The sequence below is a fragment of the Sphingomonas sp. HMP9 genome, assembly GCF_013374115.1.
In the GTDB taxonomy this organism is placed as follows: domain Bacteria; phylum Pseudomonadota; class Alphaproteobacteria; order Sphingomonadales; family Sphingomonadaceae; genus Sphingomonas.
In genome coordinates, this window is record NZ_AP022673.1 from 462501 (window position 1) to 488512 (window position 26012).

The following is a 26012-nucleotide window of genomic DNA, read 5'->3' on the forward strand; positions in this document are numbered from 1 at the left end:
TCGTACATGACCGATAGCGAACTAGTACCGTGAGGGAAAGGTGAAAAGCACCCCGATGAGGGGAGTGAAACAGTACCTGAAACGGATTGCCTACAAGCAGTTGGAGGGCTTTTATGGCCTGACAGCGTACCTCTTGCATAATGGGTCTGTGACTTAATGTATCAAGCAAGCTTAAGCCGATAGGTGTAGGCGCAGCGAAAGCGAGTCTGAATAGGGCGCCAGAGTTTGATGTATTAGACCCGAAACCCGGCGATCTAGGCATGACCAGGATGAAGGTGCAGTAACATGCACTGGAGGTCCGAACCGATTAACGTTGAAAAGTTACCGGATGAGTTGTGTTTAGGGGTGAAAGGCCAATCAAGCCGGGAAATAGCTGGTTCTCCGCGAAAACTATTGAGGTAGTGCCTCGCACGAACACCTTAGGGGGTAGAGCACTGGATGGGCTAGGGGGTCGCGAGATCTACCAAACCTAACCAAACTCCGAATACCTAAGAGTGATATGCGGGAGACAGACGGCGGGTGCTAAGGTCCGTCGTCAAAAGGGAAACAGCCCTGACCTACAGCTAAGGCCCCCAAATCGTATCTAAGTGGGAAAGCATGTGGGACTTCCAAAACAACCAGGAGGTTGGCTTAGAAGCAGCCATCCTTTAAAGAAAGCGTAACAGCTCACTGGTCTAAACAAGAGGTCCTGCGGCGAAGATGTAACGGGGCTCAAGATACGTGCCGAAGCTTAGGGTGTACCACTTATGTGGTACGCGGTAGCGGAGCGTTCCGTAAGCCTGTGAAGCGATCTGGTAATGGGTCGTGGAGGTATCGGAAGTGCGAATGCAGACATGAGTAGCGATAAAGAGGGTGAGATGCCCTCTCGCCGAAAGACCAAGGGTTCCTGCGCAAGGCTAATCCGCGCAGGGTGAGCCGGCCCCTAAGACGAGCCCGAAGGGGGTAGTCGATGGGAACCACGTTAATATTCGTGGGCCTGGTGGTGTGTGACGGATCATGTGTGTTGTCATCCCTTATCGGATTGGGATGGCTTCGAAATGGTTCCAGGAAATAGCCCCACCGTATAGACCGTACCCGAAACCGACACAGGTGGTCAGGTAGAGTATACCAAGGCGCTTGAGAGAAGTGTCCTGAAGGAACTCGGCAAATTGCCTCCGTACCTTCGGAAGAAGGAGGCCCTCACTATGCGCAAGCACTTTGAGGGGGCACAGGCCAGGGGGTAGCGACTGTTTAGCAAAAACACAGGGCTCTGCTAAGTCGGCTTCAAGACGACGTATAGGGCCTGACGCCTGCCCGGTGCCTGAAGGTTAAGTGGAGGGGTGCAAGCTCTGAAATGAAGCCCAGGTAAACGGCGGCCGTAACTATAACGGTCCTAAGGTAGCGAAATTCCTTGTCGGGTAAGTTCCGACCTGCACGAATGGCGTAACGACTTCCCCACTGTCTCCAGGACATGCTCAGCGAAATTGAATTCTCCGTGAAGATGCGGAGTACCCGCGGTTAGACGGAAAGACCCCGTGCACCTTTACTGCAGCTTCAGAGTGGCATTAGGAAGAAACTGTGTAGCATAGGTGGGAGGCTTTGAAGCATCGGCGCCAGCTGATGTGGAGCCATAGGTGAAATACCACCCTGTTTGTTTCTGATGTCTAACCTCGTTCCGTAAGCCGGAACAGGGACCCTCTGTGGCGGGTAGTTTGACTGGGGCGGTCGCCTCCTAAAGAGTAACGGAGGCGCGCAATGGTGGGCTCAGGACGGTCGGAAACCGTCTGTTAGAGTGCAATGGCATAAGCCCGCCTGACTGCGAGACTGACAAGTCGAGCAGAGACGAAAGTCGGTCATAGTGATCCGGTGGTCCCTCGTGGAAGGGCCATCGCTCAACGGATAAAAGGTACGCCGGGGATAACAGGCTGATAACCCCCAAGAGCTCATATCGACGGGGTTGTTTGGCACCTCGATGTCGGCTCATCACATCCTGGGGCTGGAGCAGGTCCCAAGGGTTTGGCTGTTCGCCAATTAAAGTGGTACGTGAGCTGGGTTCAGAACGTCGCGAGACAGTTTGGTCCCTATCTGCCGTGGGCGTCGAAATTTGAGAGGAGTTGACCCTAGTACGAGAGGACCGGGTTGAACATACCTCTGGTGTACCAGTCGTTCCGCCAGGAGCGCAGCTGGGTAGCTATGTATGGACGGGATAACCGCTGAAAGCATCTAAGCGGGAAGCCTCCCTCGAGATAAGATTTCATAGAGCCGTCGGAGACCACGACGTTGATAGATCGGATGTAGAAGTGCGGTAACGCATGGAGCTAACCGATACTAATTGCTCTATTCGCGCTTGAGAGTCTCACACCATCAATGACAACACTGGGCCTAGCCCAACGCGTCTGATGCGTGCGGATGATTAAGACGACGCCAGATTGCCAATCCCCTCGCCGTCGAGGGATTGGTCCAAATACCAATACACCAGCACTCGGTGTTCCGAGAAGTTGGTCTACAAAATGCACGGTATCGATTTTAAAACCCTCAGGCTTTGCAGTAATGCGAAACCCGAGGGACCCAGATATTCACAGTCACGCATGTCGCACCGGCTTCATTGCCTGGTGGCTATAGCGTCGGTGTCCCACCCGATCCCATTCCGAACTCGGCCGTGAAACCCGACTGCGCCAATGGTACTATCGCTCAAGCGATGGAAGAGTAGGTCGTCGCCAGGCATTGAAGCCCGTGCGACATGCAACGCACAACACAATATCAAAACCCATTCACACACGTCTCATACCCCTTCGCTAACGCGAATGTCGCGGGGTGGAGCAGCCCGGTAGCTCGTCAGGCTCATAACCTGAAGGTCACAGGTTCAAATCCTGTCCCCGCAACCACCGCTATAGAACTACAACCGCCGCCCTCACGGGCGGCGTTGTCGTTTGTGGCAAACGCTAGCAAATCGGCGACCTTTGCGAGGACCTCTGCCTCGGGAGAGCTATGTTGGAAAATGGGTGACGGTGGAGGATTGAAGGCGGCGTATCGAGGCGGGTGATGAGCCTGCCGGAACCTCTCAAGGAGAGCGATACGCCATGACCGATACTACCAACGTCGTTCAATTTCGCCAGCCCGATGATGTCGACGATCCGTTGACCGAGGTGCTGCGTGCCGGAGCTCGCCGGCTGCTTGCGCAGGCGGTGGAACTGGAGGCCGAGGCGTTCCTGGCGGCGCGAGACGACCTGCGACTACCCGATGGACGGTCGCGCCTGGTGCGCCACGGGCACGGGCCAGAGCGTCAGGTCCAGACCGGGATTGGCCCGGTGCCGGTGTCGCGCGTGAAGATCCGTGATCGCGGGGGGGCCGAGGAAGGGGAGCGTGTGCGCTTCTCGTCGGCAATCCTGCCGCGCTGGGCACGGCGGACCAAGAGCCTGGATGCGCTGCTGCCGGTGCTGTATCTGCGCGGGGTTTCGACCGGCGATTTTCAGGAGGCGCTCACGGCGCTCCTTGGCAAGGACGCGCCCAACCTTTCGCCGGCGGTGGTCGGTCGGCTCACCGCTGAATGGCAGGTCGAATACGAGCACTGGCAGGCGCGCGACCTATCGGCCCGCCGCTACGTGTATGTGTGGGCGGACGGCGTCTACCTGCAGGCGCGGATGGAGGATCATTCCGAGTGCATGCTGGTGCTGATCGGCGCCACGCCTGAGGGCAGGAAGGAACTGGTCGGCTTCCAGGTGGGCGTCCGTGAAAGCGCTCAGAGCTGGCGCGAGCTGCTCGTCGAGGTGAAACGGCGCGGCCTCGCAATCGCACCCGAGATCGCGGTGGGCGATGGCGCACTCGGCTTCTGGAAAGCGCTCGACGAAGTCTGGCCCAGCACGCGCCACCAGCGCTGCTGGGTGCACAAGATCGCCAACGTACTGAACAAGGTGCCCAAGTCGGTGCAGCCTGCAATAAAAGCTGACCTGCGCGAGATATATAGCGCGCCTGAGCGCGCAGCGGCGGAGAAGGCGATCGCCGTCTTTGTCGAGAAATATAGCGCGAAATACACCAAGGCCGTCGAATGCCTGACCAAGGATCGCGAGAGGCTGCTCACCTTCTTCGACTTCCCCGCCGAGCACTGGGACCATCTGCGGACGTCGAACCCGATCGAGAGCGTGTTCGCGACCGTGCGCCACAGGACGGTGCGTACCAAGGGCGCGCTGTCACCAAAGACGGCACGCCTCATGGTCTTCAAACTCGTCATCGCCGCGTCCAGGAAATGGCGCCGGCTGAAGGGCGAGAACCAGTTGCCCAAAGTCGTCGCTGGTGTCACATTCCGTGACGGCACCGAAGTCGTCGACGGCCAATCAACCCGCGCCGCCTGATCGCCTCGTCACCCAAATTCCGGCATAGCTCGCCTCGGGACCATCCGTGCCGTCCGGGTAGATCGTCACGCTCGATAAGCGTCGCCAGTATCTCTGCCGATTCGCCGCGGGCCGCCTCGGTATCGAGCGTTTCGCGCAAGCGGCCGACCTTCTCTTCGAACAGTTGCAGCAGAGCCGGATGCGGCAGGACCTTGGCCGAAGGCACGGCTGTGGTTGGCGTATGCAACTGTCCTTCCAAGCGCGCTTTCTCGGTCTCCCGTTCGCTAAGGAGCTTCAGCAGGGTAGGGCTGGCTACTGCCGCCAGCATGTTCGCAGCCAGCGCGTCGATCTCGCGGGTGACCACGGCAAGGCGGTCGATGACCAATTGGTCATGGTCCGCCGACGTGCTGATGAGTTGCGCCATCTCACGCTTGAATTCCTCGGCGAATAGCCGGGCGTGGTCCCCGGTTAGCAACCGGTGTTGGAGGATCGAGAGGGTTGCAGTTTCGAGTGGCCCCTTGCGGACCGACACCGTGTTCGAGCAGGTGCCGCGCTCCTTCTGGCCGGCACAACGGTAATAGTCCTTGCCGGATATCGTGTAGGCCGACCCGCAGCAGCTACACATGATAAGGCCCGACAGGAGGTGCTTCTTACGGTTCTGGCGGGCGACCGGAACGTTTGTGCTGGGACGTAGACGCCGCGTGATCTGGGCCTGAACCGCGCTCCACTGCGAGTCGTTGACGATACGAAGATTGGGCACTGAACCGCGCCGGGTTTGCCGGAGGCTCCAACTCCTGAGAAGGTGGAGCCTGTATGAGCAAGACGACGAACAAGTTTGCGCCGGAAGATCGCGAACGCGCGGTACGGATGGTTTTCGACCACGAGCGGGATCATCCCTCGCGATGGGCAGCGGTGGTGTCGATCGCGGAGAAGAGCGGCTGCGTTCCGCAGACGCTGCATGAGTGGGTGAAGAAGGCTGAGGTCAACAGCGGCAAGCGTGCCGGTGTCCCGACCGAGGTTGCAGACAAGTTGAAGGCGCTCGAGCGCGAGGTCCGTGAGCTGCGGCAGGCCAACGAGATTCTGCGCAAGGCGTCCGCATATTTTGCGCAGGCGGAGCTCGACCGCCCGTTCCGGCGATGATCGCGTTCATTGACGATCACCGCGATGCCTATGGGGTCGAGCCGATCTGCCGCGTCCTGCCGATCGCCCCATCCACCTACTACGAGCGCGTCGCGCAGCGATAGGATCCGACACGCCTGTCGGCGCGGGCGCGGCAGGATGCGGTCCTAAAGCCTGAGATCGCGCGCGTGTTCGCCGAGAACTTCGCGGTCTACGGCGTGCGCAAGGTCTGGCGGCAGATGATACGGGAGGGCGTACCCGTCGCCCGCTGTACGGTCGCGCGACTGATGCGCGAGATGTGCCTGGCAGGCGTGATCCGGGGCAAGCCGGTGCGCACCACGATCAGCGACAAGGCGGCGCCGTGCCCGCTCGATCACGTCAACCGCCAGTTCTACGCGCCAGCGCCGAACATGCTGTGGGTCTCGGACTTCACCTACGTCGCGACCTGGGCGGGGTTCGTCTACGTAGCCTTCGTTATCGATACCTATGCTCGGCGGATCGTCGGCTGGCGAGCCAGCAGGATGGCTCATGCCAGCTTCGTCCTTGATGCCTTGGAACAGGCGCTTCACGATCGTCGGCCGACCCATCGGGGCGGCCTTATCCATCATAGCGACCGTGGGTCGCAATATGTGTCCATCAAGTACACCGAGCGCCTCGCCGAGGCCGGGATCGAGCCCTCGGTCGGCAGCGTCGGCGACAGCTACGACAACGCTTTGGCCGAGACGATCAACGGTCTCTTCAAGGCCGAGGTCATCCATCGCCGTGGACCCTGGCGATCCTTCGAAGCGGTGGAATACGCGACCCTCGAATGGGTCGACTGGTTCAACCATCGCCGGCTGCTGGAGCCCATCGGCAACATCCCGCCTGCCGAAGCCGAAGATCAATATTATGCTGCCGCGGACAACATCGATATGGCGGCGTGACTCACAACCCAACGCCTCCGGTAGACCCGGCGCGATTCAACCTGCCATTCCTTCAGCGTCATCGATCGTCACGATTGGTGGATTATCCGCCGCTGACCGGGGGCGGATTAAGCGGCCCGATGAAATCGGGATGTCCACCATCGAGAAATGTGAGTTCGTTGGTGGCGGTGGCCGTATCCGCGATCCGTCGCGAACCCACCTTTCGCGCAACGTCGAACCGGCGTGAAACATCTCCCTGGGCCAGACGCCTTCGAACGTGAACACGGCGGACGGCCAGATCAACGACACGAAACCGATTTGCTCGTCGGCCGTCTCACCCCTGGTCGATTCCGATATCACGCTGATGACACAGCCACGTTCGTCAAATATCCGGTGTGAACTTCTCCCGCAGCCGCAGCATCACTTTATTGAAGAACCTTGATGTCTCCATTTTTCTCTATTCCGCAGTGAGCAATTGGATGTTACCAATAAGCTCGATTGGGGAAAATCTCTCGTCATCCGATTCGTACTGGTGTGGTTTACTTAGGTTCAGTGACGGCTTTGCATTTCTCTTTGACGCGCGTTAAGGTTTTTTGGCCTTAATTGGCTCACCACACCTCCAGATTGCGAGGAATTATGGTCGCGACTGTGGTTATCAAAGATGATCAGTATATTCTCAATTACTGCACGAAGTATCTCGCGCGTGACAATGCGGACGAAAGGCACAGCGCCTATGGCGTCGATGCAGAAACTTCGCGAAGCCGGATCTCCGAATGCTGGCGGTTTCCGATAATCGACAGTCACGATGGGCCCGAGCCCCACGCTTACGAATTCAACGATGTAAGCTTCATCTGGCGATGCGATGATGCCGATCGGCCGCCGCACTCGGTCCAACTCATCACGACCTGCCATCGCTTGTTCGAGCCCCTTGATCTCAGGCGCATCGGAGACTCGATCTTCTTTGCCCTGACGCTCAAAGTGCCGAAAGGCGCGCGCTATCGCTACTTGCTCATCGTCGAGGGCAATGTCGTCGCCGACCCCATCAATCCTCAGATTCAAATCACGGCATCCGGCCAAATTTGGTCGAGCTTCTTTACTTGGGCCTACAATCAGCCAATCAGCTTCGAGCGTTGGGAATTCACAATCCTTGAGAGGCTCACCAGGCACATCCTGCCGTTCAACAGCAAAGAGGCGCAGAACTTCCTCGGGCGTGAGGGCGGCGGCGGCAATGGGGGCCATCTCTACCGGCTCGACATCTCGGTCGGCGTGGCAAACTATATCGACAAGGTCGTCGCGCGCGAAGAACGGCACCGCCTTTATGCCTACAAGACCTGCCTCGAGATGATCGATGCAGTGCTGCGCCGCCGTGAGATGCGCGTGCCGCCTGAAGCCATGGAAGAGCGGCTTTACGTCTCCCTCTATGACGACATGGCGAGCGGAGCCGCCGCCTTGTTCGAACACGGTTGGGACCGGATGCGCTACAACGATCCCGCGGACTTTCTGCGCCTCTTGCGGCGCCACGCAATGACAGGCGCCTTCGCTCATCCAAAATATGGCGGAAATCCGGGCGGAATGGCCTGGGCCTTTCTTTCCGAGCACTTCACGGGAAGCGACGGCAAAACCGCTTTCGACTGGCGGCGGGGCCAGGAGAAGCCGCTCGGGACGAGTACGGAATATCGCGGTTGATCGACCTCGGGGGGGATCGGAACAATGAGGGACCAATTCGACTACGTCATCATCGGCAGCGGGGCTGGCGGCGCGCCGATCGCCTATGAGAAAGCCCGGGATAAAAAATCGGTTCTCGTCCTCGAAAAAGGACCGCTACTGCTCACTCAGGATGAGCGGCACGAAGGCAGCCTCAGCGACTTCAAGCGCGATGAAATGTTCAACGCCGGCACGGAGCGAATCATCAACATTCCCGGCATGGCTAACAGTGGCCAGCCCTTCTTCACAAGCCACATCGAGCCCGACCTCAACGACGAGCCGCACATCTTTTCCGATCTCGCGGGCAACGGCCCCCGCGTCACGATAGAAGGCTATACCGCCCAGGTCGTGGGCGGGGGCACGCAGCTCTACGGCGGCGTCTCGCTGCGTTTCTCCGAGAATGATTTTCGCCTGAAGAGCTTCAACGACGATCGCCAGATTGCGTTGAAGAACGACCCGGACCGCGACGCGCTGCGCCACGTGATCGACTGGCCCTTCGGCTATGCGAAGCTGAAAAAGTATTATGAGAAGGCCGAATACCTCATTGGGATTAACGGAACTTCCGAGGGGCAGGTCAAGGCCAAGAAAAACGGCTTCTCTGATCCGGACCAGTATCAAAAACCTCGGAATCCCAATCCCATTAGTGAGTTCGCTCGCAAGGGCATGGAGAACTGCGGTTTCGCGACCTACCGCACGCCGCTCGCGGTCATCACCGAAGATCATCTCCCAAGCAATCGCAAAGCGGGCGATCCCCATGTCGGCTACGTCAACCGGTACGGCGATCCTCTCGGCTATAAGTCCAACACCTGGGTCACGCTACTACGCCCGACCATTCGTGAGGGGTTCGATCTCGAGCTGCGTCCGAATTCGACCGTTACCTATCTCGAAAGCCGTGGACGCGAGATTGTTGCCGTCCATTACCGCGACGAGAGCGGGCGCGCCCGGCGTGTCACGGGGAAAAAGATAATCGTCGCTTGTTCAGCGATAGAGTCGGTGCGGTTGATGATGCTGTCCGCCGAGCACGACCGGCTAGGCTTCGGCAAGGCGATCCGGTTCGAGGAAGACGGCAGCCATCTTGGCCGCTATTTCCTCACGCATGCCTTTGGCGGGGCCGAGGTCGCGATCAAGAATTACCGGTTCGACAAGTCGATCTCGCTCGATAGCGATTTCGCGACCGATGCCTGCGCGCAACAGGAGTTCCTCGATGCCAATGGTCTCTGGGCCGGCGGCGCGATCTACAACAACACCTCGGATCAGTGCCTGCCGATCACGCTGGCGCGCACTGACGGCAGCACCGACCTCGATACCTTCTGGGCGGGATTCAGCGGCGCGATGGAGAAGCGCGGCGACGGCCTCATTCGCTGGCTTAACGAGGATTTCGGTACGAGGCTTTCCGTGAGCTTCATGGCCAACCAGGTGCCGCGCTATGAAAATCGGATCGAGCTTCACGCCACCCCTGACAAATGGGGACGCAGATCCGCGCATGTCATCAAGGACTGGCATCCGCATGACGGCGCGGTGATGGGGACGCTCGCCGGCGTGTGCGAGGATATTTTGCTTAAGGGGGTGCCCGGCGCCACGCGCAACGACATCAGCGAAGGCTCGGTCTACGGCAATGCTGTCCGGGTGGCGAACCACATTCTTGGCGGAATGCGCTTCGGCGAGAGCGAGGATGTCTCGGTGCTAGACCCGAGTTGCCGCGTCTGGGGCTTCGACAACCTTTTTGTCACCGACGGATCCTTCATGCCCACCTCGGGTGGCGGCAATCCGACCCTGACCATCCAGGCGAACGCCTTTCGCGTCGCCGACCTGATCTGAGGAGCGAAAGGCAAGATGGATCCGCGCTTCGACAAGCTGGCGACCGACCCCTGGGCGCAGGTATTCCAGGTCGTGTTCTTCCCCGACCGGATCTACCACGCCCAGTATCTCAACGCGACGCGCTCCTCGCGCTATCGTTACAACGTCTGGGAAGTGCGCGGAAAGGCCGATCTCACGATCCTTAAGGGCGAGGTCTATCTCGACGGCACCAAGATCACCAATTTCCTAAGGATCGAGTATCGCGCCTCGCGACTTGTCGAAGTGCTGCGCGAGAGCAACCGCTTCCTCGGCCCATCGCTGGTGGCCGATGTTCGGGCTGCGCTGGCCAACGAGAATGTGTCTGCCCAGACCCGCGTCTCGCTCGACTTTTGCCCCTGGATCAACGCTTATCAGGTCGAGCTGTGGGAGACGTTAGAGCCGCCGCCGGGACGGCGGCACGACTATCAGGTTCTCTCGATGATGGGTCACAACGGCGCAATCACCACCGTTCCCAAGATCAATCCAGTGCTCGCCGACGGCGCTTTCGAAGATCTGCGCTGGGTGAACGTCTGGTTCGAGGAAAGCCCGGTCTACCAACCGCTCGGTCGTACGGTTCCAGATGGCGAGCGGTCGCGGGATAACTACTACCAGCGCAATATCCAGGTGCCCAACAGTCCCAACCCGAGCGATTTCGCTAATACGGTGCATGAGGACAGCTACGGCGTCGATTTCGCGCGCGGCTGGTACTTTGAGGATGTCTCAACGGTCCAGCCCGTCAAATACCGCAACGCGATGATGAATGACGACAACCCGGATGCCAAACCCGGCAATGTCAATGTCGTTGAAATGCGCTGGATTCTTCAGCAGGAATTCGGCGGCGCCGATGTGTTCTTCCACGAGGTGACAATTCCGGAAGGCGTAGTCGAGGGAACCCACCGCCATATCGGCAGCGAGGAACTCTACTACGTGGTCGAGGGAACGGGCCATGCCTGGCTCGGCGAGAATGACGATCCCAAGCTTGCCGATGCACCCCTCGTAATGCGGCATGTCTACGGTTTCGAGCCTCGCTTTTGCCGCGAAGTACCGGTCAAGCCGGGCAGCGTTATCTTCACAAAGAGCGGCGGCATCCACGGCATTGCCAACACCGGCAAGGGTGATCTCAAATTCGTCGCCTTCCTCTATCACAGCGCCTGAGACCGCGGGAGACTTCGAACATGTTCTCGATCATCGAGCACGAGATTCACAACGTCGTTCCGATCGAGCCCGGAACCTCGCCGAACTACAACCGGCACAATCCGCTCACGAAGATCATCGAAGCCTACGAGGGGTTCGAGCCCTCCGCCGGAGCGCAGCACTACCTCGTGGACTCTCGCAATTTTCTAATCCCGTTCCGCAATCTCGCCCTCTACGGCCCGGCGGGAGACGATTGGCAAGTCGCCGATCCGCGCCTGCAGGACAACAAGAACGATTTCCAGAAACAGAACGTCCAGTCGTTCGATCTTGCCGAAACGCAGCTGATGCGCTGCTATGCCCACGCGGGTGATTGGACCGGATCCTGCCTGCACATATCCTACACCCCGTGCCTCGCCTCGCCGCTGTCGGCCGACGGCGGCCCTTACCGCGAGGACGCGGTCCAGATGTTCCTGACAGTCGGAAAGGCCAGTACAGGCGGCGCTCTGATCACGGTACCCTACAACGAGATATCGCATCGTTACGAGATAGAGATTTGGGCCTATCCGGGCGCCGACCTGCGGGCCCATCTCGACCCCAAGGGCACGGCCGCGATGGACCACGGCGAGCTCATCGTGCGGCCCGATCTCGTCGTGGGCAGCCTCGCCGATTTTGAAGGCCCCGCGTTTGACGGGATGCGCGACCGCCTGAAGTCTGAAGGGAAGGGTTTCGAGACGTTCGATTATGCCGTCGACCACAGTATGCATCCGATCCGCCCGCTGGCGATCGAACTCGCCTGGGCGAACAAGGCGAGCGATCGCTGGGACTCCGATGACGGCCGCAATTACCGGTTCGAATTTGCGATGTCGCTGCGCGGCTGGCGCAATTATTTCGGCGCGGGAAAGAGCGGCAACCCGCATGGCGGGCTCGGCTCCCTCGACTACCGTAATCTTTTCTCGAACTATTTCGGGCATGAGGCGCAGCGCCGACAGGAACTCGGCGAGGAATGGATGAGCGAGCTTGGGCGCGAGCTGCATGATTGGAATTTGGACGCCTATGGCCGCAAGCCGCCGCCGGAAGGCCGCGAGCTATTCATGGCGGCCAACTATATGGACCTTCACTCGATCGCTCCCAACAGTGCGATCGGCCTCCATCGCCACCGCGACAGCCTCGAGGCTTTCCTGCTGATCAGCGGCGAGCGGGGAGAGAAGGCCTACATGATCACCGGTGACTGGGCGCAGCACCATCGGCGCGCGCGCGCCTTCGAGATTCGCACCATGGTGCGCGGTGACATCGTCCTAATTCGCGGGGGCCAGCTGCATGCCCTGGTCAACGACGGCGACACAAACGTGGAATTCTTCATGTTCGGCGGATACGATTGAATGCCGCCGCCGCGCCGGGCAATATCGGGAACTCCACTTCGATGGCGGTAACGCAGGAGCACATCGGCGCACAGACGCCCATGGGAGCGACGCTGGTCGATGCCGGCGCGACGTTCCGTGTTTGGGCGCCCCTCGCCAGGGAGGTCCACGTCTGCGGCGATTTCAACGGCTGGGCGCACGACGCGCTCAGCCTTCTCAAACGCCAGGACGATGGCCGCTGGGCGGGTTTTGTGCCGGGCCTGGCTGAGGGACACCTCTATAAGTTCTATGTCGTCGGAGAGGGTTCGGAAGGGTTTAAGCGCGATCCCTATGCGCGCGAGCTGACGCGAGGATGGCCCGGCCCCGCCTGCATACTGCGCTCGCCCACGGCATATACCTGGCATGATGCCGGATGGAGGCCGCCAGCCTTCTCCGACCTTATCGTCTATCAGCTGCATATCGGCACGTGGGCGGGCCCGGCCCCGGGCACGCGTGTGGGTACCTTTCTCGATGTCCTCGATCGCATCGAATATCTCGCCGATCTCGGTATAAACGCAATCGAGCCGCTGCCGATCATCGAGTACAGCACACCGCGCAGCATGGGGTATAACGGCTCCGACCTCTTCTCGCCCGAGATGGACTACCAGGTACCGCCCGGTGAGCTCGGCGCCTACCTGCCGACGATCAACCGGTTGCTTGCACAGAAGGGACACCCGCCCCTCTCGCAGGCCGATCTTTCCGCGGGAATCAATCAGCTCAAAGTGATGATCGACATTTGCCATCTCTACGGCATCGCGGTCCTCCTCGATATTGTCTTCAATCACGCTTCTGGAGACATAAAGGGGCAGCCCGAATCGCTCTATTTCTTCGACCGCGCTGCAGGCTTCAACCCGAACGACAGCCTGTACTTCTCCGAGCGCGATCACACCGGACCCGTCTTCGCCTTCTGGAACCGGGACGTTCGCCAGTTCCTCATCGACAATGCCACCTTCTTCCTCGACGAATATCACATCGACGGTTTCCGCTATGACCAGGTCACGGTCATCGACCGCGAGAACGCCGGCAGCGGCTGGCTGTTCTGCCAGGATCTCACCGACACGCTCCGCCACCGCGCCGCGCGAGCGATCGACATAGCCGAGTACTGGGGTCCAGAGCCTGCGGTCGTCCGGCCGCGCGAGGCCGGTGGCGCAGGTTTCGACGCGATCTGGCACGACGGCCTGCGCGAGACGATCCGCGGCCTGCTCGCAGCTGTGGCCGGAGGACGCGATGCACCGATGAGCTGGCAGGCGCTGATATCCCAGCTACGGGCACCCAGGTTTAGAGAGGCGTGGCGCTGCGTGCAGTGCATCGAGAGTCACGACGAGGTCTATCACGACCGCGAGCCGCGGATCGCGGCGTTGGCCGGCGGCGGGAATTCTCGGTCCTGGTTCGCCACCAGCCGGGCTCGTGTGGCGACGGGGCTCTTGCTCACAGCGCCCGGCATCCCGATGCTGTTCATGGGACAGGAATTCTTCGAGGACAAACGCTGGTCTGACGACCCGGCCAGTCATCCTGGGACATCGCTCTATTGGTCCGGCCTCTCGGCTGACAAGACGATGACCGACTTCCACCGATTCACCCGCGAGCTAATCTCGCTCCGGCGACGTCATCCAGCGCTGCGCGGTGAGAACTGCGTGGTTCGTCTGGCTGACGACGTTGCCCGCGTTATCGTCGTGCATCGCTGGCTTGAAGGGAGCGGGCGTGATGTCGTCATCGTGGCGAGCCTGAATGAAAGCACGCACCATGGCTTTTCGATACCAATGCCGTCTGCCGGCCATTGGACAGAGACCTTCAACAGCGATCTCTACGAAAACTGGGTTAATCCTGTTGTTGCCGGGAACGGGGGCAGCGTGATGGCGAGGAACGATCCCACAATTGGCCTACCGTGCTCCGCCTCTCTGACAATTCCTGCAAATGCTTTTCTTGTGCTAACCCGCGATGGTGGCGACTGAAAGGCTCAGACGTTTACTCGTTCGGCAATACGGTGATAGACTTCTATGTCGGAGGACGTAACCCTTGCGTTGATTTCCTGAATCCGGAGAATTGCGAATATCGTCGGGCACCGATCTCGGATCGGCGCAATGCTTGGCCAGATCGAGCAATATCAAGTGCGGGCGCACGATTTGTGGAGGCAAAGGCAGTTTCCTGCGCTGCTGGACGATATGCGCCAAGGCGCAATGACTGCTGGGCGACCGCGGCTATGACGCCGACTGGTTCAGGGATGCCCTCCAAGAAAAGGGGATAAAACCTTGCATTCCTGGGCGAAAATCCCGTCTCGCATCCATCAAGTTCGACAAGCGTTGCGACAAGCGCCGCAACCGCGTCGAGATAATGTGCGGCCGTCTCAAGGAATGGCGCCGCGTCGCCACCCGTTACGATCGATGCCCGACAGTATTCTTCTCCGCCATCGCCCTCGCCGCCACCGTCATCTTCTGGCTGTGATCAACGAGTCCTGAGCCTTGATGGTAGGCGCGCAGTGTCCAGCGTCGTTCGATGGTCATAGCTTTTTGTTAGCAGCAGCCATGTTTTAGGGCACAGGAAATCGCTAGTCTGGACCCAGCCCAACCCAATCCATGGATCGCCGCCTTTCTAACCAGCCAATGGCGGGTTTCGTCCGAAAACGCCATTCAGGCCATTCGTGGGAACGGCAGAATTGTCCCAAAGCTTGCCATTCCAGCGCAGCTTTAGGGCGATCGCGAACCGATGAGTGAGTGTGTCCGGAATTGGAAAGCGTAAGAAGGGCGCTGAGCGTCCATGAATGGGTCCCCGCAACCATCTTGATTTGCAACACCTCCGAGGGAATACTCGCGGAGGATATTTGCGTTTCCGCCCCAGCACATAGCGACAGCATCGCAGCAAGCTCGCCGCGTAGGTCGACTGCGAGATTGCCGTCTTCCGGCGTTAGCACCACCCCCTCGATAAGCGCGCGCAACCGTTCGAACGCCTGCGCCTTCAGCGCGTGGTCCTCGAACGCCGCGGTGAGCTGTTCGACCTTCTCGCGGTACACGCGGCTCAGGTCCGGGGTAAGCAGCTCGGGCTCCGGGGAAACCGTCTGTGTGGTCTCCTGCTCGGCAAGTTCCAGTTCGGCGAGCAGGGCCTTGCGCCGCTCGGTCCAGATCTTCATCTCGTCCACGAACACGTTCGCATCCACGCCTTTGAGGATAGCCGCCTTGGCGCGCGCGATCTGGTGATCGAGATTGACCAGTTCGGCTTCCCGCTCGGGGCGGGCTCTGACCGTCTCCGCCGTCAGTCGACGGGTCTCTGCTTCATATTCCAGGAGGAACGCTGCAACGGCGTCGTCACGCAGCATCTCCCTCGACAGACCCGCCAGCACGCGCGCGTCGAGTTCGTCCTGCCGGATCGTCAGCCGGTTGTCGCACCAGGTGGGTCCCTTTTTGGCGGCGCCCTGGCAGCCGAACCGGGTCTTGCCCGATTTCGCATAGCTCGCGCCGCAGCTGCCGCAGGTCATCTTGCCGGTCAGCAGATACCGCGGGCGTTGTTGAGCAAAGAACGGCAGGCCAGCCATCTCGGTACGCCGTTTCTGCCCGCGCGATAGCGTAGCCTGCCGAGATTTGACCCGGTCCCACAGTTCGAGGGGGACGATACTCAGGGCCGGTGACTCGACGTCATCAGATCTCTTCTCTTCCGGATTGATGAAAGCGTGGCGTTTTCCCGTCTCCGGATTCTTGCGATACGTCTGCTTGCCGTACGGCCGTCGGCCCATATACAGCGGGTTGTTCAGGATGCCGGTGCCGCGTGCGGCATTGCCGGTCAGCGTGTTCGGCGTCCATGCCGCGGCCTTGCCGAGCGGATGTTGGCTCGCTTTGCCGCTGCGCGGCGAAGGTACGCCCTCGGCATTGAGACGCCGCGTGATGGCGATGGGGGATAGGCCGGCTGCATAGTGTTCAACGATGCGGACCAATACCGCGGCCTCGGTGGGCACGATCTTCTGTAGGCCCGGATGCGTTCGCCATTGCCGTCGTGCTCGATGCGCTTCTCATAGCCATAGGCAGAGCCACCAGGATACTTCCCCATCGTGTGACGACGCACCAGCGCATCGCGCGTCTTGTCGCTGGTGGCGCTCAACTGCTCGGCGTTGATCGTACCAATCATGCCGATGTGCAGCGGCGTGACTATGCCTTCCTTGCGCGTCGCCAGGAGGATGCCGCGAAACCGGAGACGGTCGAACAATGTCGCGATGTCAGCCTGACTGCGCGACAGCTGGTCCATGGCGTCGGCGTAGACGATGTCGACGACGCCTGCGGCAACGGCCGCCAGCAGTGCCTTCATACCGGGGCGATGCATCGTAGCCGCCGATTCCGCTGCGTCTGTGAAGCAGAGCACTTCCTGCCAGCCCTGGCGCATCACCTCGCGCCGGCACATCATCAGCTGCGTCTCGATCGACTGCACGTCCTGTTTATCCGTCGAATACCGCGCATAAATCGCACACCGCTTCATCTTTCCTCCATTCGTGCTTCCTGCATTCGAAACGTAGGTCGTCATGATGGTCGCCTACCTGTTTTCGGGGCGACCTGATTCCTCTGGGATCTCTGCTGCCGCGCCAGATCGCGCGCCAGCAAACGCGCGAGGTCCAGTGCGAGATCGTGGAGCGGCGAGGGGGGCTGCGACGGCATCCAAGCCATCTGGCGCGCGGGGCGTCACTTTGACTCCAACCTTCCCACATAGTTGCTGGGCCGCATCAAGACGCCGCCGTTGGCGGATCTGCCGCTGTTCATATTGGTGGATTACGGCCGGTCCGCTTTCGGGCAGCGATCGCGGTGAGCGGCCGTTCGTTAATTTGATGGGGCAGGGGCCCAATTGCCGATTTCTGGTGGAAAGCGGCCGGTCCGCTTTGGGAAAGCGATCGCTGTAAGCAGCCGTTTGTTCATCAGTTTGTCGAGATGAGACAGATAGCCGAGTTATCCACGCACCATGCGTAGGGTGTGCGGACAAATCCGTATGTAAACCGAGAGGCGTTCCTCGCACTTGGACTGTTCGCTAGGCGCAGGTATGTCATAAAGTGGGAGTGTTGCAGTAGACCTGTTTTGCTCAAGCTTGCGGCTTGAGGTCGGTATCGGCATCGATCATAATTAATATCTGTTAAGTTACGAACGTACTTTTGCGAACAACGATCATGCTGTGAGGGCGATAATAATCAAGGTGCGACGGCGCTAACTAATCGTTAGTCTTCGGTACAACAATGCAAGTCGATCGACTTATTTAACTATGGTACGCGTTGAGGAACGGTTCAAGATGGCGGCTATAGCGGTGTCCTGACCCGATGGCATTGCGGCTGATTGGTTGGCGCACTTGGGCGACACTCGAGGTGAGCACAACGCGTTCGGTCTTGTGCGGAGACAGCGTACGGGGGTCTTGGGGCAGGCCCGCATGGGCCACGATACGCGAAATCCATACGTGGGGGGCGGCGACAAGTTCCTCATAATTTATGCAAAGCAACCGGCTACCGAGGCGCGATCGCCAGAAGGCAAACAACCGATCCTCGAGCGCGAAATGCATAGCGATGGTCTCTTGCGACCAGCTCCATGGCACGCCGCGTGCGAAATAGGTGTGGAGACACGACCAAGCAGTATCTAGCGGATTGCGGCGCAACCAGATGATAGGCGCGTCTGGCATCAGGGTCGCCACCATGCCCAGCATGCGACTGGCGTCAATCGTCTTGTCGACTACACGTGCTCCCGGTGTGAAGCGTTGACCGACCAGGTGATCATAAAGACTGACCAGTTCGTCTGCCGTGCGCCCCGCACGGGCAAAAGCAGCTAGTGAGTCGGGGCCTATCCCCCCCGCTTCCTGCGCGATCGTCGACAGCAGGTTCAACTCGCCACCACCTGCCACTAGGGGATGGCTCGCAAGACTATGCTCCACGAGCGTCGTACCAGACCGAGGAAGACCGGTCACGAAAAGCCGAGTTGAGCCCGTCGCACGTTTGGCCTGGCTGAATGTAACGTCGTCCCACGCAGCGACAACCGCATCGGCCTGAGTACGATCAGCCGTTGCGTCGTAATGGCGCTCAGCGGCCACCAATTGAGCCCCCTGCGCAAAAGCCGAGAAGGCTGCGTCGACATCGCCGATATCGTCCAATGCCTTGCCAAGCGCATACGTCAGCGCTGAATAGGTTCCATCTGGAACGGCATTGGATACCGTTCGACGCAACCGATCAAGCAATGGATCTCCATGGGTGAAACGGTGGACGGCGGAGAGCTCGAGCCACGTCTGACCGGACTGTGGATTGGCCTGGAGGACGGTGTCGAAATAATGTCGTGCATCGTCGAACAGGCCGGCTTCAGAAGAGAGCGCTCCTAGGAAATGGGCAAGTCGAACGTCCGATGGTAACGCTTCCAGCATCGATGCGGCAGAGGCGCGGGCTTCCGCATTACGCCCTGAACGAGCGAGCATCACCGTTTCGGCGAACCAGCGCGTGTGATCGTCGGGGGCTGCGGCTCGGTGACGGCGGACCGCGCGGAGCGCCAGCGTCCACTCACCGTGCTTCGCAAGAATCTCCGCGAACGCGGCCCAGCGATCCCCCACGGCAAGGTCGCGATCGAGCCAGTCTGCCAGCAGCGTGTTGATTGCGTGGCGATCATGAATCGCAAGCAAGCGTTGGAGGTCGGCAAGCGGAGCAGTGATCATGGATCGTTTCATCATTCGGGGAGGGCGGTGTCAAAGGCACCGGTCGTTTGGGGCAAACAAAAAAGGGGCGACACCGCATGGTGCCGCCCCTCCTGGCAGATAAGACCGTAGCGTTACTCGCCGCGCGCGGGCTCGCCGAAGCGAAGACCCAGCGTCAGGCGCACCGACCGTGGCGCCTGATAGCCCGTCACCTGCGCATATCGCTCGTTGAGCGAACCACCTGCGTTGTTGCCGAATTCATTGTAGTCCAGCTTCGACTTGAAGTTGAACACGTTGAACACGTCGACGCTCATGAAGCTGCCAGGCAGTGCCGCGATATCATATTGCACGTTGATATCGATCTGCTTGCGCCACTGGCTTTTGAACGCGGTGCTCCGATCGACCAGGTACGACGTCCGCGTTGGGTCCGTCGGATCTACGAAGCTCGGGCGGTCCGCAAACTGCGGCTGCGTGCAGTAATAGCTGGCATTGTCATACTGATACGCGAAGTTGTCCGAGTCGTAATGCTGACCGATGCATGAGAACTTCCGCGGCGACTCGAACAGCATGTTCGCACCGATGCTGATGTCCTTGGTCAGTCGGTAACTGCCGAACAGCTTGAACGCATGCGCACGTCCGTTTGCCAGCACACCCGTCGCACCGTCGAGAAGACCGGGCTGATCGAAGTCCTGCGTCAGGCCGGCATCGTCCTGGCCGTTATCCGACTTGACCGCACCCTCATAGTTTCCGCGCAGCTTGGTGTAGGTGTACGAGCCGCGCAGATACCAGCCGTTGGACGGCGCCTTTTCGAATTCGAACTGGACGCTGTCATATTTGCGAACCGCCTTGGGGAAGCCGAGATCGGCTGCCGACAGGTTTGCGACTTCGCACTGGCGAGGATCCGCAGTGCAGTCGCCGTCGAGCCGTACCTGGATGTCCTGGCCGGGGTTGGCGAGCACATACTGGTGGAAACCGGAGAACACGTCACCGCAGCCATTGATGCCCTCACGATCGCAATACGACAGAACCGCCGCATCGATCGCGACGTCGTCGAGCGTCCGGCCAAGCCGGCGGTTGATGTACGTCAGCCCGAACGTCCAGTCGCCTAGGCGCTGCTGCGCACCAATGGTCCATTCGTCGGTATAGCTCGGTTTGAGCGTCGACGACACGAGCGTGTCCGTCGGGCCGAGCACGCCGTCGGAATATACAGCGCTACAATTCGCACCGGCGTCCGCTCCGGCGACCGCGGGGCAGGCACCTGCGACCCCACCGGTCGTGACTCCGAGACCCACGATATTGCCCAGAGCGTCGTAGGTCAGGCCGGCGGGAAGGCCGTTGGCATCGAACACGGCCGGATTGACGCCGGTCGGATAGGCAAAGCGCTGACGATAATAGAGTTCGGCGCCACCGAGGCGGATGTTGGTGTTGGTTGCCACCGGCAGGAAGTAGCGGCTCCACGATCCGCGGATCGTCGTACGCTTGTCGCCGAACACGTCAAACGCGGCACCCAGACGCGGACCCCATTGATTGCCTGACTTGTTGAAGGTCGTGCCTTCGAGCGTATCGTTACTGAAGCGATCATTGCGCAGGCCGAGCTGCAACGTCAGGCGATCGTTGATGAGCGACCAGTTGTCCTGGATATAATAGGACTCGTTCTTCGACTTCCACGTGCCTTCGTTCACGTAGTTGTAGCGATAGACATAGGTCGGCGCGAGCAGGTAGCGATAGCCGCCCGCGTACCGCGTATCGGTCGTCGAGGTCAGCTTTTCCTGTTCGTATCCGAACCGGAAATGATGTGAGCCCAGCAGGTTGACGTAGATGTCGCCATCCGCCCGCATAAACTTTCGGACGTCTTCGTCGGTGCTCAGGCCGCTGTCGAAGCCGCGAGCCGTGGTCGTCGTGCCCGTCAGCGTGCTCTGGATGAGCGACTGGACCGGCAAAGGCGTGAACGACCGATCGTCGTGATTTTCGCCGTAGGCCGCAGAGAGCGTCAGCCACTTGCTGAACTGGCCCGTATAGCTGCCGACGAAATTGTCGCCGCCCGATTTCTCGATGATGTCCCCGATCGGTGCGCCGACAGCGCCGGTCGTGCCGTTGAACGCGTCGTACCGTGTACGTTTTGTCTGCGCGTTGCGGAAATACGTACCTTCGAGGCGATGGCCGTCGGTAATGATCGCGTCGATCTTGCCACCGAAGAACGGCGAACTGTTGGTTTCCGTCAGACGCTGGCCGAGCGTGATGCTGCTGTTCTGCGTCTTGCTGTAGTTGGGATTGTACAAGCCGTAGAAGAACAGGCGATCCTTGATGATCGGGCCGCTCAAGTAGAAATTGGCCTCGACGTTATCGACATAGTCGGTCTGGTTGTAGGCGGCGTAGGTGTTGGGTGAATCGTCACGCAGCCCGTCCGGCGAGAATGCGACGATCGCGCCGGCCTTCAGCGTGTTCGAGCCCGATTTGGTCACTGTGGTGGTGAAGCCGCCCAGCGCACGGCCATATTCGGCGGACAGGCCGAACGTCTTGGTATCGAAGCTCTGGTAGAATTCGATCGGCGGGTTCTGGCTGCCGACGAAGTTGCGGAAGTTGGTGACGTTCAGGCCGTTCACGTAATATTGATTCTCGGCGACCGTCGCGCCGCTTAGCGAGGGTAGATTGCCGTCCCCGAACGCCGTGTCGCCTGCGGTGGCGCCCGGTGCGAGCAGGATGAGCGCGGTCTGGTTGCGCGCGATCGGCGTGCTGTTCAGCAGGTCGCTGACGTTGCCGATCGCGAGGCCGCCGGTGTTGGTGCTGAAATCGTTGCCGCGCACCGCGCGGCCGGTCACGACGATTTCATCGCCTCCCGCCGGAGTTCCTGCGGCGATCGCCGTCAAGGTAAAAGTGTAGGTCGCACTAGAGCCTGCGACTACGGAAACGTTGCGATCGATCAAGGATTGAAAGCCAGGCGATGCAACGGTTACCGAATAGGAACCTACCGGCAGCGCAGGCACGCGGAAAGCGCCATCAGCCGAAACCTGGGCAGTTCGCGTGAAGCCCTGAGCATTAGATACGACGGTGACGGTACCACCTGAGACGCGAGTGCCTTCGGGTGTATTGACGACACCAACCATGGCGCCATTCGTAAAATCCTGTGCTACCGCGGGTGCTGCCAACGCCATTGTTGCAGCGAGACCGGCACCCATGAGCGCTAACGCTTGCAACGCTGCTCCGCCGCGTAGACCGTTCGATGATTTGGTCATTGGTACACCCCCGTTGGACCCGGTCGCAGCGGCGTCGCCGTCTGCTTCCGAGCGTTGTCCGTCCCCTCTCGATCACAGTGTTTGCGACTCCCGAGGAACATGACGGGCAGGTGAACAAATAGTCATATTTGTGTAAACCCGGATAATTAGCGCGTAGGCGCTTTGCGGATTTCTGTCGCAGAAATGGCACAGTAACTGACGATTATTGAACGGAACTTGCTGCTATTATAGGCAATCTTTGTTAATTGCTTAACAATTGGGCAGCATTAGGCCGTTGGGGGAGTGACTGCTCTGTGCCAGCCTCTGACCCTACAAGGGTCGGTGCCGGGGGCGGTTCGGATCAAGTAAAGACGGGCGCGCTACGATCTGGGGTGCTTGTTCATGGTCTCGCCATGCTGATGATCGACGGGCAGCTACCTGCCGACGACCATCTTATTGATACGCTTCTTCAAGGGTGACACGAGCGCCCAATATTCTCTTATTGAGACGGCCGTAGGTGGGGGCTAGGCGGTATCCCACGTCGGCGTCCTTACCGAAATGAACGAGCGGCCAAGGTTGAGAACAGGAAAGTACGCCGCGAGCGTCCACTTCTAGGCCTGTGTCGCTGTGGACATGGTTCGCGTAATTTCGCGATCGTGTCGTGGCGCGTTGTGATAAATCGCAACATCGCCAAGAATACATTAATACTTGTGTGAATCAACGCGCAAGTTGGTGGCTCGGACCTGCTTGAACAGGATCGGCAATTGGGACTGGATACCCTTTTTGGTACGAGGAACATGATATCTGGTCATTTATCACTTGGTGAGTTGAGACAATTGCCAAGTTACAAGAAGGGGTAGGCGGAGGAATGGCGTTTAACCGAACAGCGACATCGTGAATCTCGTGTCGCTCTGTTAGCTCGGGAAGGCGAAGAATTATTTTAAGGGTAAGTTAAATGACCTCGGATGCGCTCTTCAGAGGTGAACGTCGACATGGGCAAGCCTGCGGCATTGTAGAGGCTACCGGGTACGACGTTGCTCCAATTGTAGCGAACGTAGCTAGGTTTCGATACCGCCCCGGTTACGAACACGCTCTCGCCATCGATCCGCGCGGTCGCGGGAACAAATTTGCGATCAGGCCCGGCGATCTCGAAGCCCATTACTGGTGCGCCCCGGCTCGTCAGGCCTTCGGCATGATCGAACCAGATGCGCTTCCCACCCGGTTCGCCACTTGCTTGGCGGAACAGCGGGCTTTGATACGCAACGTGCTCCCCATACGCGACGCTGCGGGCCGCGAGTGCAAGTCGCGCGGCGACTGTCTGCTTGTCGGCTGGATGGACGTTGTCGGGATCGCCGACGTCGGTCGTCACCACCATGGCGGTGTTGGTCAGCACAAGAGCACGACGCTGCGCATCGCGTACCAAACCCCACTCTTCGTCGGGTGAGTTGAATGAAGAGATCTGCGCAAAAAGGAATGGGAAAGCCCCCTGCGCGAAATTGTGACGCCAGTCGGTGATTAGTCCCCGGAAGAGGTCGGCGTAATATGGCGCGCGCGCGACGTTGCTGTTCGTCTCGCCCTGGTACCAGATAACGCCCTTGATGCCGTAGCCCGTGAAGGGCGCGACCATTGCATTGTACAGTGATGACGGCCGGTACGCATCCTCGGGGGGTGCCATGGGTGCGTGGGAGGCTTACCGCCCGACGCAAGGATGGCAGCATCCTCGCGAGCCTCAGCGACGGTGGCTAGGTCCGCGTCGGTCTGGTCCTGTTGAAATCGAGCACGTGCGTCGATGGCGGGGGCCAGCGTTGCGTCGGTCGCGAACGCGTCGGTCGACACCCAGCTGTCAGCAGGTGTGCCGCCCCAGGTCGAGTCGATTACGCCTACCGTCACGTGCTCGCGAGCTGCGATTTCGCGAGCAAAGAAATAGCCGACGGCCGAGAAGTCGGTGGCGGTCGCGGGCGTAGTAGTCGTCCAGGTTGCATCGATGTCGCGTAGCGGGATGGAACTGCTCTTGTGTTCGATACGGAGGAGCCGAACGTGCGGGTCGGTGGCTGCTGCGATCTCCGCGGCGGCATTCTTTAGCGGCGCGCCGTCGAAGCCCTTTAGCGGGAACTCCATGTTCGACTGGCCCGATGCGAACCAAACGTCGCCAAGCATCACATCCTGTACCTGGACCTTGCCCTCCGCTGCACCTCCATCCACGACGAGCACATAGGGTCCGCCTGCCGCTTCGGGCTTCAACCACGCTTCCCATCGGCCGAGGCGGTCGGCGACCGCGATTACGCGTTGGCCATGCAACGACACGGCAACGTTCGTGTCTGCACGCGCCCAGCCCCAGACGTGCAGCGGCCGATCACGCTGCAGCACGGTGTGGTCGCTGAACAGACGCGGCAGCTTGAGCTGTGCGGCCGCCGGTGATGTCGCGGTGGCGGCGAGGAGAGCGGTGTAGAGCAGGAGCTTCATAATCGGCGTTATCCCTGACGTGTGTCGCTGATTGTCGCGATGTCTTGACCGCAGAATATCATCAAAGACGTGCATGACCAGTTGGCATGCACCCAGCAATCGCACCTGCCTGGATACGATGACAGCGGCCCTGCACTCCGATAATTGTGGCATGCGCGTTTACACAGCGGACGGTCTTCAGCTTCTTGGCAACCGACGCTAGAAGGCGGCGAGGAGAGCCGGTTATGATGATTCACGCCAAGGTCGATGAAACCGGCCCGGTCGATGCGGCGCGGTTCGCCGACGAGATCGCGACGCGGGACCGGCCTATCATATTGCGGGGTCAGGCAAGTCGGTGGCCCGCCGTTGCGGCAGGGCTCCGGTCCGACGAAACCCTGGTCGATTACATGAAGGCGATGGACCGCGGACGTCCGGCCGAAGTGCTGATCGGTCCGCCGGAGATCGATGGTCGGTTCTTTTACGATGCGTCGATGCAGGCCTGCAACTTCCAGAAGCGGTTCGGCTCGCTCAGCGGACTTCTCGACAAGCTGCTGTCGCTTCGTGGGGAAAAGGAGCCCGTTGCGTTATATTCCGGCGCCGCTGCCGCGGACGATCACCTGTCCGCCTGGATCGCAGACAATCCCCTGTCGTTCGATTTGCCGGGTGCCAAGCCGCGGATATGGGTAGGCAATCGTACGCACGTCGCCACGCATTTCGACGAGGCGAGCAACGTTGCGGTAGTCGTGGCGGGTCGGCGGCGTTTTACGCTGTTCCCGCCCGAACAGGTCGGCAACCTCTATGTCGGCCCGTTCCACTTCACGATCGCAGGGCCGCCAGTCAGCATGGTGGATCTCGAGAACCCTGACTTCGAACGCTTTCCCAAATTCGCAGACGCCATGGGGCACGGGCTCGTTGCCGATCTCGACCCCGGCGATGCGCTCTTCATTCCGCCGATCTGGTGGCATAGCGTTAAGGCGACCGCCGCGTTCAACGTGATGGTAAATTACTGGTGGGCCGAGCCGCATGCGCTTTCGCCGATGGGCGCGCTGAGCCACGCCGTCCTCGCGATCCGCGATCTCGCGCCGGCCCAGCGCTTGGCATGGCGCCGCTGGTTCGAGCATTATGTATTCGACGACGCGGCGCCGGACGCCGGCAATCACCTGCCGTCGCATGCGCTGGGCGTGCTAGCGCCACCGTCGGAAATGCGGAATGCCCGGTTTACGGCACAGATCGCCGACGCCCTAAGTCCGCCGCCAATGCCTGCGGCGCGCAAACCCGGCTGAAGCGCTTTGTCAGCGAGGGTGCCGTCAGGATGACCCAGCCTGCGAGTTC

General features: G+C 60.1%; 14 protein-coding genes, 1 tRNA gene, 2 rRNA genes, 2 pseudogenes and 1 other annotated feature (1 of these 20 only partly in view). Of the genes and pseudogenes, 12 read left to right on the top strand and 7 right to left on the bottom strand.

The window, feature by feature from the left end; genetic code table 11:
• The 4 genes from HMP09_RS02180 to HMP09_RS02195 all read left to right on the top strand — a co-directional run.
• Nucleotides 1–2331 (top strand): 23S ribosomal RNA (locus HMP09_RS02180); it begins 466 nt to the left of the window's first position.
• 256 nt (nt 2332–2587) lie between these two features.
• Nucleotides 2588–2702, top strand: a 5S ribosomal RNA gene (rrf, locus tag HMP09_RS02185).
• Between the two features lie 85 nt (nt 2703–2787).
• Nucleotides 2788–2864: transfer RNA gene (locus tag HMP09_RS02190), tRNA-Met, on the top strand.
• 195 nt (nt 2865–3059) lie between these two features.
• Entirely contained in the window at nt 3060–4328 is a 1269-nt protein-coding gene (locus HMP09_RS02195) for an IS256 family transposase (RefSeq protein ID WP_176498995.1), read from the top strand.
• Here the strand turns inward: HMP09_RS02195 and HMP09_RS02200 are convergent.
• Nucleotides 4273–5067, bottom strand: a complete 795-nt coding sequence (locus HMP09_RS02200) for a zinc ribbon domain-containing protein (RefSeq protein WP_176498996.1) — start codon at nt 5065–5067, stop codon at nt 4273–4275. The two genes, HMP09_RS02195 and HMP09_RS02200, sit on opposite strands and share 56 nt — an antisense overlap.
• 53 nt (nt 5068–5120) lie before the next feature.
• On the opposite strand from HMP09_RS02200, the pseudogene HMP09_RS02205 reads away from it, so the two are divergent.
• From HMP09_RS02205 to HMP09_RS02235, 7 genes and pseudogenes are all read left to right on the top strand, one after another.
• Nucleotides 5121–6349: pseudogene (locus HMP09_RS02205) on the top strand (IS3 family transposase).
• Nucleotides 5402–5518, top strand: a sequence feature (AL1L pseudoknot). Its footprint overlaps the pseudogene before it by 117 nt.
• Before the next feature lie 627 nt (nt 6350–6976).
• The gene (locus tag HMP09_RS02210) at nt 6977–8014 is read left to right on the top strand and encodes a gluconate 2-dehydrogenase subunit 3 family protein (RefSeq protein ID WP_232090557.1); all 1038 of its coding nucleotides are present in this window, start codon (nt 6977–6979) and stop codon (nt 8012–8014) included.
• 24 nt (nt 8015–8038) lie between these two features.
• On the top strand, nt 8039–9850 hold the full coding sequence (locus HMP09_RS02215) for a GMC family oxidoreductase (RefSeq protein ID WP_176498998.1): 1812 nt from the start codon (nt 8039–8041) through the stop codon (nt 9848–9850).
• Between the two features lie 15 nt (nt 9851–9865).
• Nucleotides 9866–11023, top strand: a complete 1158-nt coding sequence (locus HMP09_RS02220) for a cupin domain-containing protein (RefSeq protein WP_176498999.1) — start codon at nt 9866–9868, stop codon at nt 11021–11023.
• Nucleotides 11024–11043: 20 nt separating this feature from the next.
• Nucleotides 11044–12381 (top strand): cupin domain-containing protein, encoded by a 1338-nt coding sequence (locus tag HMP09_RS02225; protein WP_176499000.1) that lies wholly within the window; start codon nt 11044–11046, stop codon nt 12379–12381.
• Nucleotides 12378–14351, top strand: coding sequence for an alpha amylase C-terminal domain-containing protein (locus tag HMP09_RS02230; protein ID WP_197942447.1), 1974 nt, complete (start codon nt 12378–12380; stop codon nt 14349–14351). The genes HMP09_RS02225 and HMP09_RS02230 overlap by 4 nt, the downstream gene beginning before the upstream one ends.
• A 229-nt stretch (nt 14352–14580) precedes the next feature.
• Nucleotides 14581–14841: pseudogene (locus tag HMP09_RS02235) on the top strand (transposase); the annotation flags it as partial.
• A gap of 103 nt (nt 14842–14944) precedes the next feature.
• Here HMP09_RS02235 and HMP09_RS02240 read toward each other — a convergent pair.
• From HMP09_RS02240 to HMP09_RS18245, 6 genes are all read right to left on the bottom strand, one after another.
• Entirely contained in the window at nt 14945–16279 is a 1335-nt protein-coding gene (locus HMP09_RS02240; RefSeq protein WP_232090831.1) for a recombinase family protein, read from the bottom strand.
• Entirely contained in the window at nt 16171–16902 is a 732-nt protein-coding gene (locus tag HMP09_RS18320; protein WP_232090558.1) for a recombinase family protein, read from the bottom strand. Before HMP09_RS18320 ends, HMP09_RS02240 begins: the two co-directional genes overlap by 109 nt.
• Before the next feature lie 717 nt (nt 16903–17619).
• Nucleotides 17620–19062, bottom strand: a complete 1443-nt coding sequence (locus HMP09_RS02245) for a tetratricopeptide repeat-containing sulfotransferase family protein (RefSeq protein WP_232090560.1) — start codon at nt 19060–19062, stop codon at nt 17620–17622.
• A gap of 98 nt (nt 19063–19160) precedes the next feature.
• Nucleotides 19161–22259: a TonB-dependent receptor gene (locus HMP09_RS02250; protein WP_176499003.1), complete on the bottom strand. Its 3099-nt coding sequence runs from the start codon at nt 22257–22259 to the stop codon at nt 19161–19163.
• Between the two features lie 919 nt (nt 22260–23178).
• Nucleotides 23179–23865, bottom strand: coding sequence for a sialate O-acetylesterase (locus HMP09_RS18240; protein ID WP_197942448.1), 687 nt, complete (start codon nt 23863–23865; stop codon nt 23179–23181).
• Entirely contained in the window at nt 23754–24701 is a 948-nt protein-coding gene (locus HMP09_RS18245; RefSeq protein ID WP_197942449.1) for a hypothetical protein, read from the bottom strand. The genes HMP09_RS18240 and HMP09_RS18245 overlap by 112 nt, the downstream gene beginning before the upstream one ends.
• A 224-nt stretch (nt 24702–24925) precedes the next feature.
• On the opposite strand from HMP09_RS18245, the gene HMP09_RS02260 reads away from it, so the two are divergent.
• Nucleotides 24926–25963: a cupin-like domain-containing protein gene (locus tag HMP09_RS02260; protein ID WP_176499004.1), complete on the top strand. Its 1038-nt coding sequence runs from the start codon at nt 24926–24928 to the stop codon at nt 25961–25963.
• Nucleotides 25964–26012 lie beyond the last annotated feature (49 nt).

Coding starts and splice junctions, on each gene's coding strand:
- HMP09_RS02195 (WP_176498995.1), top strand. CDS start 3,060: ATGACCGATACTACCAACGTCGTTCAATTTCGCCAGCCCGATGATGTC.
- HMP09_RS02215 (WP_176498998.1), top strand. CDS start 8,039: ATGAGGGACCAATTCGACTACGTCATCATCGGCAGCGGGGCTGGCGGC.
- HMP09_RS02220 (WP_176498999.1), top strand. CDS start 9,866: ATGGATCCGCGCTTCGACAAGCTGGCGACCGACCCCTGGGCGCAGGTA.
- HMP09_RS02225 (WP_176499000.1), top strand. CDS start 11,044: ATGTTCTCGATCATCGAGCACGAGATTCACAACGTCGTTCCGATCGAG.
- HMP09_RS18320 (WP_232090558.1), bottom strand. CDS start 16,902: ATGACGACCTACGTTTCGAATGCAGGAAGCACGAATGGAGGAAAGATG.
- HMP09_RS02245 (WP_232090560.1), bottom strand. CDS start 19,062: ATGATGAAACGATCCATGATCACTGCTCCGCTTGCCGACCTCCAACGC.
- HMP09_RS02250 (WP_176499003.1), bottom strand. CDS start 22,259: ATGACCAAATCATCGAACGGTCTACGCGGCGGAGCAGCGTTGCAAGCG.
- HMP09_RS18240 (WP_197942448.1), bottom strand. CDS start 23,865: ATGGTCGCGCCCTTCACGGGCTACGGCATCAAGGGCGTTATCTGGTAC.
- HMP09_RS18245 (WP_197942449.1), bottom strand. CDS start 24,701: ATGAAGCTCCTGCTCTACACCGCTCTCCTCGCCGCCACCGCGACATCA.
- HMP09_RS02260 (WP_176499004.1), top strand. CDS start 24,926: ATGATGATTCACGCCAAGGTCGATGAAACCGGCCCGGTCGATGCGGCG.